The following is a 298-nucleotide window of genomic DNA, read 5'->3' on the forward strand; positions in this document are numbered from 1 at the left end:
CGCCCGCTGGTCCCGGCCCAGACTCGTCGCCAAGAGCGACCCCGACCACGACACCATCTGCACCGACATCCGCGAGCAGATCACCGCCCTGCCCACCGGATCGGTCGTGCTCGCCGAGGACGAAACCCACCTCAACCTCCTCGCCCACGTCCGCGCCTGCTGGATGCCCACCGGCCTGCGCCACCGCGTCATGACCCCCGGCAAGAACATCCGCCGCACCATCCACGGCGCGATCAACCTCGCCACCGGCGCCTTCCACCACCACGTCTCGGTCCACAACGTCTCCGTCGTGTTCTGC

1 pseudogene is annotated in these 298 nt (G+C 69.5%); it reads left to right on the top strand.

Annotation, left to right across the window (positions count from 1 at the left end):
• Window positions 1–298, top strand: a pseudogene (locus OP18_RS59040) (IS630 family transposase); the annotation flags it as partial.

Source organism: Dactylosporangium aurantiacum (genome assembly GCF_000716715.1).
In the GTDB taxonomy this organism is placed as follows: domain Bacteria; phylum Actinomycetota; class Actinomycetes; order Mycobacteriales; family Micromonosporaceae; genus Dactylosporangium; species Dactylosporangium aurantiacum.